Consider the following 6,998-nt stretch of genomic DNA (forward strand, 5'->3'; position numbering starts at 1 on the left):
GGCCCTCGCTTCGAACGTCGAGGTCTACTTCTGCGATCCCAGGTCACCCTGGCAACGTGGCTCGAACGAGAACACCAACCGGCTCCTGCGCCAGTATCTTCCCCACGGAACCGACCTGTCCCTGCAAAGCCAGGCCCAGCTCAGCGCCATCGCCCGTCAGCTCAACGAACGGCCCAGAAAGACCTTGCTCTATCAAACCCCAGCCGAGAGGTTCGCCGAGTGTGTTGCGGCGATCAGTTGAGCCCGCCGGCGCCAGCAGACAGCCGCGCGGCTAGAACACGCGCAGCCGGCAGATTTAAGATGCGCGTGCTGCAAACGAATACCCTTACGCTGCGTCCTTGTTGCCCAAGTGACCGCGCAGATTTCATCGCGTTAGAGCTTGATCCGGAGAAATCCTCACGTCGCGTAATGCAAAATCGAGATGACACACGTCTACACAGACTTCCCAATTTTCCCGTTCGCGTACCATGCGTCGAGGAAGGTAAAATTTGGCATGAACTGCTTCATTCGGATTGGAAGTCCACAAGGTCTGATAGTAACCTGCGCTAGTGAGCGCTATAATGAGACGGGCCTCATCGCCAGTCGTAACGTGTAAGCGCATATGATTTCATAGGAATGCTATCATGGACTATATCGCCTACATGCTGCATTCCAATCTTCTCAGCAATGCGGTGAGAGGCGACATTTCGAATGTCGATGTCCGCGACTATCTCGGGCAGTCCGATGTCTTCGAAGGCATAAGACACAAACGGCAGGGCCGCTTCCGTTCCGTATCCCCGACCCCAGGCCGACCTATTCAGACGCCAGCCGATTTCTACCTTGGGCCCTGTCCCATCGTATGGAATCAAAAGAATCCAGCCTAAAAAACGCCTCTCTGCATCTCGACTATATATCGACCAGTAGCCAAGCCCGTCTCCAAAATCAGCTTGGATGCGTTCGCGCAAAAAAGCCTCATGCTTCGTGGCATCGTCCCACGGACCGGGGATGTATTTTACCACCTCCGGGTCGCGATCCATCGCTAGGCATGCTTCAAAATCGGCGATCGTTCGGCGCCGGAGCGATAGGCGAGCGGTCTCGAATGCAGGGAGCATTCCCAACACTAGCGCTCTCGCTGAAGTCTGCAATGGGTCGCGAGCGGACCAGCCATGAGATTGGCTGACCGAATTCGGTTGCGTTCTGCCGCCCGGGCGCAACGTCTTCAGCGCTTCCTGGCCACGAGGAAGGGCCGCGGATCCCGACCGCGCGAGGCATGGTGGGCACGCTCGACGATCTCGAAGCCCGCTGCCGCGATCTCGCGTTCCAGCTCTCCCGCGGACAAGGACGACACATAGGGAGCTTTGCCGAGGAGCTGCATGACGGGAACGGCGATGCGTATAATCGGGTTCATCTCCTTCAGGCACGGCGTCTTGGAGATGAACAGCCCGCCGGGCTTCAACAGCCGGCGGATGCCGCTCAAGGCTGCTTCCCGCGCTGCCACCAGATGCAGGACGTTGAAGCCGAGCGCGATGTCGAAGGTCTCGTCCGGCCACGGCGCAGCGTCGGGAGCGGCAACCGCAAATTCGACGTTGGCGTGCTTCCCGGCCTCGGCCCGTTCACGCGCGATGGCGATCATGCCGCCGGATATGTCGGTCGCGACGATGCGGGCTAGGGCGGGGGCGAGCCTGAGCGCCGTCGTCCCCGTGCCGCATCCGAACTCGAATGCGGTCTGTTCGCCCTTGAGATAATGCCGGGTGCGCTCGATCGTGCGCTCATAGCCCGCCATGTCCGCGATCGGATCGGCGGCGTATTTGCGGGCGATGCGGTCCCAAAAGCGTGCATCGTTTGCGGCGCGGATCATGGCGGCGGCGGGGGCGCGAGGGCGGTCAGCTCGCCAGCCGCTTCATCGCCCCTTCGCGCCCGCCGACGAGGATGTTCTGGTCGACATCCCTGATGTCGCGCAGGCCGCAGAGCGCCATGGTGACGTCGAGCTCCTTGCGGATGATGTCGAGCGCGGCGGTGACGCCCTGCTCGCCCATTGCGCCGAGCCCGTAGAGGAAGGCGCGGCCGATGAAGGTGCCCTTGGCGCCGAGCGCGATCGCCTTCAGCACGTCCTGGCCGGAGCGGATGCCGCCGTCGAACAATACCTCCATGCGGCCGCCGACCTGCTCGACGATGCCGGGCAGGGCCTCGATCGAGGACAGCGCGCCGTCGAGCTGGCGGCCGCCATGGTTCGAGACGATGAGCGCGTCGGCGCCGCTCTTGGCCGCCATCTCGGCATCCTCAGGATCGAGGATGCCCTTGAGGATCAGCTTGCCGCCCCACTGGTCCTTGATCCACCGGACGTCGTCCCAGTTCAGCTTCGGGTCGAACTGGCTGGCGGTCCAGGAGGAGAGCGAGGACATGTCGGCGACGCCGGTGACGTGGCCGACGATGTTGCCGAACTGCCGACGCGGCGTGTCCAGCATCTTCAGGCACCAGCGCGGCTTCATCGCCAGGTTGATCAGGTTGGCGATGGTCGGCTTCGGCGGGGCGGAAAGGCCGTTGCGGATGTCCTTGTGGCGCTGGCCGAGGACCTGCAGGTCGAGCGTCAGCATCAGCGCCGAGCAGCCGGCTGCCTTGGCGCGCTGGATCAGGCGGGAGATGAACTCGCGGTCCTTCATCACGTAGAGCTGGAACCAGAACGGCGCGCTGGTGTGGTTCGCCACGTCCTCGATCGAGCAGATGCTCATGGTCGAGAGGGTGAAGGGCACGCCGGCCTTGGCTGCTGCGCGGGCGGCGAGGATCTCGCCATCGGCATGCTGCATCCCGGTGAGGCCCGTGGGCGCGAGCGCGACCGGCATCGCGACGGGCCGGCCGATCATGTCGGAGGCGAGCGAGCGGTCGGTCATGTCGACGGCGACGCGCTGGCGCAGCTTGATCTTGGCGAAGTCGGTCTCGTTCGAGCGGTAGGTGCCCTCGGTCCAGGCGCCGGAATCGGCGTAATCGTAGAACATGCGCGGCACGCGGCGCTTGGCCAGAATGCGCAGGTCTTCGATGGTGAGGGGCTGGGCCATGTCTCGTCTCGCCGTTCGCTTCCCGTCAGTCCTTCGGGTTGGACTCGCATGACGGACGGCGGCGCGCAACCTCATGCGCAGCAGGGCGATCTGCGTCAGGAGACCGCCATGTAGCGGCCCGGCTTGTGGTTCATCGCCAGGATGGCGTTGATCACGAGCGTGCCGACCAGGGACAGCGCGACCTTGTCGAGCGGCAGCAGGAAAAGCGCGGCGGCGAAGATCGCGCCGTCGATCGCGAGCTGGACCCAGCCGGCGCGCAGGCCGTGGCGCTCCTGCAGGTAGAGCGCGAGGATGTTGACCCCGCCGATTGCGGTGCGGTGGCGCGCCAATGCCAGCAGGCCGAGGCCCATCGCGACGCCGCCGACGATCGCGGCATAGAGCGGCGCGACAGCCTCGATGCGGAACCAACCCGGCGTCGCCCAGACGAAGAGCGAGATCAGGGCGACGGCCGCGACGGTGCGCAGCGTGAAGGCGAAGCCCATCCGCCGGAAGGCGAGCCAGTAGAACGGCAGGTTGATGACGAAGAAGAGCAGGCTGAAATCGGCGCCTATGGCGAATTGGAGCAACAGCGCCAGCCCGGCCGCGCCGCCGGTCAGCACCGTGGCCTTGGTGAAGAGCACGATGCCGAAGCTGATCATCAGCGTGCCCAGCGGCAGGGCGAGCAGATCTTCGTAGAGGCGGTGTCTGTGCGGCATGGCTGCGATGGTGGTCTGAGACATTGCGAGCCCTGTATCGGCTGACGACTTCATGCGCCAGAGGCCATGCAACGGTTGAGCCAGAGGGAGCGATCCTGTAGGGCGCAGGCTGCTTGATGGCCTTATCGCTTGGGGATTCCCTTCATGGTTCTGCGGCTCGTCGCTGCCCTTCTGCTGTTCTGCACGGCCTCCGCTGCCTTCGCGCAGCAGCCCGTGGCCTGGAAAACCGGGCGGGAGGCGCGCGAGATCGAACGAAAGGTCGACGCGCTGATCGGGCGGATGACGCTGGAGGAGAAGGTCGGCCAGCTCCACCTCTCGGGCCGCGGCGAGGGCTTCGACATCAACAAGGTCCGCAGCGGCGACATGGGCGCGGTGATGAACTTCGTCGTGCCGGCCGAGGTTCTGGCGGTGCAGAAGGCGGTCCGCGAAAGCCGCCTGAAGATACCGCTGATCATCGGGCTCGACGCCGTCCACGGTTTCTCGACCTATTTCCCGCTGCCGCTCGGCCAGGCTTCGAGCTGGAATCCGGCGCTGATCGAGCAGGCCGCCTATTGGACCGGGCGGGAGGCCTCGGCCGCCGGCATCAACTGGACCTTCGCGCCGATGGTCGACATCTCGCGCGATCCACGCTGGGGCCGCGTGCTCGAAGGGGCGGGCGAGGATGCCTGGCTCGGTTCGATCGTCGCGACGGCGCGCACCCTCGGTTATCAACGCGGTGGCGTCGCGACCTCGGTGAAGCATTTCGTCGGTTATGGCGCTGCCGAGGCGGGCCGCGACTACAACTCGACATGGATCCCGACGAGCCAGCTCTTCGACCTCTATCTGCCGCCGTTCAAGGCGTCGTTCGAGGCCGGCTCGATGACGGCGATGGCGGCCTTCAACGCCCTGAACGGCGTGCCGGCGACGGCGCATAAGGGCATGCTGACCGATCTGCTGCGCGGGAAATGGGGTTTCCGTGGCTTCGTCACCTCCGATTTCGGCTCGATCACGGAGCTGCGGCTGCACGGCATCGCCCGCGACGACGCGGAAGCCGCGCGCAAGGCGCTGATCGCCGGCATCGACATGGACATGATGGGCGACGTCTACCACAAGCACCTCGCCAACGAGGTCCGCGCCGGGCGCGTGCCGGTGAAGGTGCTGGACGAGGCAGTCCGGCGCGTGCTGCGCGTGAAATACCATCTCGGCCTGTTCGAGAAGCCGGATGTCGACCCTGCCGCCGCACCGAAGCTGATGCAGACGGAAGCGGCCCGCGAGGTCGCGCTGCAGGCGGCGCGCGAGGGCGCGATCCTCCTCAGGAACGCCGACCAGACGCTGCCGATCCGGGACACGGTGAAGTCGGTCGCGGTGATCGGCGCCATGGCGGTGCCGGAGGATGAGCGGGTCTGGACCGATCCGGCGGGGCTGGGGCGGCGCGTCATCACGCCCCTGCCGGATGCGCTGCGCGAGCGGCTGCCGAAGGATGTCGCGATCAACTACCAGCCGGCCTTTGCCAAGAATTGCGGCACGGAGTTCGCCGACAAGGAGGCTGCGCTCCGCGCCGCGGCGGAGAGCGATCTCGTCGTCGCCATGCTCGGCGAGGACTGCGAATTCATGGGCGAGGCAGCCTCGCGCACCAAGCTCGAACTTCCCGGCGTGCAGCAGGAACTGCTCGAGGCGCTGGTCAGGACCGGCAAGCCGGTGGTGCTGGTGCTGGCGACGGGCCGGCCGCTCGTGCTGACCTGGGCGAGCGAGCATGTCGCCGCGATCCTGCAGACCTTCCATGGCGGCACGGAGGGGCGCACGGCCATCGCCGACATCCTGACCGGGCGCTACAACCCGTCGGGCCGGGTGCCGATGAGCTTCCCGCGCTCGGTCGGGCAGATCCCGGTGTATTACAACCAGCTCCCGACCGGCCGCCCGGAAAAGATCCGCCAGCGCTACGAGTCCATCTTCATGGACGAGCTCAACGAGCCGCTCTACCCCTTCGGCTACGGGCTGTCCTACAGCCGCTTCACCTATGCCGATCCGCGCGTCTCGGCTTCCTCGATGGCGCTGACGGGTGTGGTCGAGGTTTCGGTCGATGTCACCAATACCGGCGCGCGCGATGGCCACGAGGTGGTACAGCTTTATATCCGCCAGCCGGTGGCGAGCCTCTCGCGGCCGCTGCGCGAGTTGAAAGGCTTCGAGAAGGTGATGCTCAAGGCCGGAGAGACGAAAACCGTGCGTTTCAGGCTGGAAGCCGCGAAACTCGGCGCCCATGACGAACAGGGACGCTACGTCGTCGATCCCGGCGAGGTCGAAATCTACCTGGGAGGTTCATCCCGCGCCGCAGCGAAAACGCAGGTGATCCTGACCAAGTCTTGATCGATCAGCCGTTTCGACTGCTCGGTGTTTAATCTCGACAAGGATCGGTTTTCGGTCAATCCTTCCATTGCCGGCTTACACGCTAGGGCACGCGCCGATCAAATCGCAACGCGACCTGTTCGGATCACGCGTTCTCTATCAGTAGCTTGGAGGCGGATTCCCCGACCAGGTTGGTTCAACCTGATCGGATCCGGCTCGAGGGCGTGCGGGCCGGCAGGCGCGACTTCGAGGGATGTGGCGATGGCGACCGGAACCGTCAAATGGTTCAACACTGAGAAGGGGTATGGCTTCATTCAACCGGCAGAAGGCGGCAAGGACGTGTTCGTCCATATCACCGCCGTCAAGGAAGCCGGGATGATGACGCTGACGGAAGGGCAGAATGTGTCGTTCGAGCTGAAGACCGAACGCGGCAAGACCGCGGCGGGCGATCTGAAAGTGCTCTGAACGTTATTTCTGCTGCCGATAGACGCCTGCCGCGCATGGTTCAGGGCGTGACAGGCTCGTGCTTGCCATAATGACCGGATCGGCGCTGCGTTGCCGAATCCGGCGTGATGTCGGCTTTTGCCGGAAGAGATGCACCGAAAGCCCCGTCAGGCCTGAGCCTGCGGGGTTTCGGGCTTGGACATCCGAGGGATGCGCGGAGCCGGGCGGCGTTTCGCAGTCGACGGCTGCGTGCCGATGTCGAGTCGATGTCGATGGTGTCGAACAGCGACGACCTCGCGCCGTTCGGCTCCGCGCACGGGTATCTGGGGGTTCCGCTTCGTTCTGGGTTCCGGCGAAGGAGCGGGCCTGCCTGTTGGGCCCGGACGAAGTCGGCACCTCCGCGCTATCGCATCGGATGTTTCCGATGCGATATTGGATAAATCGATCACCGTTATCGCGTCCAATCGGACGCGCGGCGATCGAGCGGACCCGCAACGGTCCGGGA

Annotated in this window: 7 protein-coding genes; 3 read left to right on the top strand and 4 right to left on the bottom strand. The window is 64.8% G+C overall.

Annotated features, from left to right (window positions below; translation table 11 throughout):
* Positions 1–241, top strand: a 241-nt coding sequence (locus tag AC1DVA_RS25705) for an IS30 family transposase (protein ID WP_476807757.1), incomplete at its 5' end; no start/stop codon positions are given.
* Between the two features lie 331 nt (positions 242–572).
* Here AC1DVA_RS25705 and AC1DVA_RS25710 read toward each other — a convergent pair.
* From AC1DVA_RS25710 to AC1DVA_RS25725, 4 genes are all read right to left on the bottom strand, one after another.
* Entirely contained in the window at positions 573–1,091 is a 519-nt protein-coding gene (locus AC1DVA_RS25710; RefSeq protein ID WP_476807758.1) for a GNAT family N-acetyltransferase, read from the bottom strand.
* A 107-nt stretch (positions 1,092–1,198) separates the two neighbouring features.
* On the bottom strand, positions 1,199–1,837 hold the full coding sequence (locus AC1DVA_RS25715) for a class I SAM-dependent methyltransferase (protein ID WP_320109565.1): 639 nt from the start codon (positions 1,835–1,837) through the stop codon (positions 1,199–1,201).
* A 25-nt stretch (positions 1,838–1,862) separates the two neighbouring features.
* Positions 1,863–3,032 carry an alpha-hydroxy acid oxidase gene (locus AC1DVA_RS25720; protein WP_265054201.1) on the bottom strand — a complete coding sequence of 390 codons (1,170 nt, stop codon included), beginning with the start codon at positions 3,030–3,032 and terminating at the stop codon, positions 1,863–1,865.
* 95 nt (positions 3,033–3,127) lie between these two features.
* Positions 3,128–3,751, bottom strand: a complete 624-nt coding sequence (locus AC1DVA_RS25725; RefSeq protein ID WP_265054200.1) for a YitT family protein — start codon at positions 3,749–3,751, stop codon at positions 3,128–3,130.
* Positions 3,752–3,871: 120 nt separating this feature from the next.
* On the opposite strand from AC1DVA_RS25725, the gene AC1DVA_RS25730 reads away from it, so the two are divergent.
* A complete protein-coding gene (locus AC1DVA_RS25730; RefSeq protein WP_265054199.1) occupies positions 3,872–6,070 on the top strand; it encodes a glycoside hydrolase family 3 N-terminal domain-containing protein in 2,199 nt (732 codons plus the stop codon).
* 240 nt (positions 6,071–6,310) lie between these two features.
* On the top strand, positions 6,311–6,514 hold the full coding sequence (locus tag AC1DVA_RS25735; protein ID WP_265054198.1) for a cold-shock protein: 204 nt from the start codon (positions 6,311–6,313) through the stop codon (positions 6,512–6,514).
* The last annotated feature ends 484 nt before the right edge of the window (positions 6,515–6,998 follow it).

This window comes from Allobosea sp. P4_C6 (genome assembly GCF_056402015.1).

Bases quoted from the DNA above. Each gene is read 5' to 3' on its own strand.
- AC1DVA_RS25710 (WP_476807758.1), bottom strand. From the start codon at position 1,091: ATGCTCCCTGCATTCGAGACCGCTCGCCTATCGCTCCGGCGCCGAACG.
- AC1DVA_RS25715 (WP_320109565.1), bottom strand. From the start codon at position 1,837: ATGATCCGCGCCGCAAACGATGCACGCTTTTGGGACCGCATCGCCCGC.
- AC1DVA_RS25720 (WP_265054201.1), bottom strand. From the start codon at position 3,032: ATGGCCCAGCCCCTCACCATCGAAGACCTGCGCATTCTGGCCAAGCGC.
- AC1DVA_RS25725 (WP_265054200.1), bottom strand. From the start codon at position 3,751: ATGTCTCAGACCACCATCGCAGCCATGCCGCACAGACACCGCCTCTAC.
- AC1DVA_RS25730 (WP_265054199.1), top strand. From the start codon at position 3,872: ATGGTTCTGCGGCTCGTCGCTGCCCTTCTGCTGTTCTGCACGGCCTCC.
- AC1DVA_RS25735 (WP_265054198.1), top strand. From the start codon at position 6,311: ATGGCGACCGGAACCGTCAAATGGTTCAACACTGAGAAGGGGTATGGC.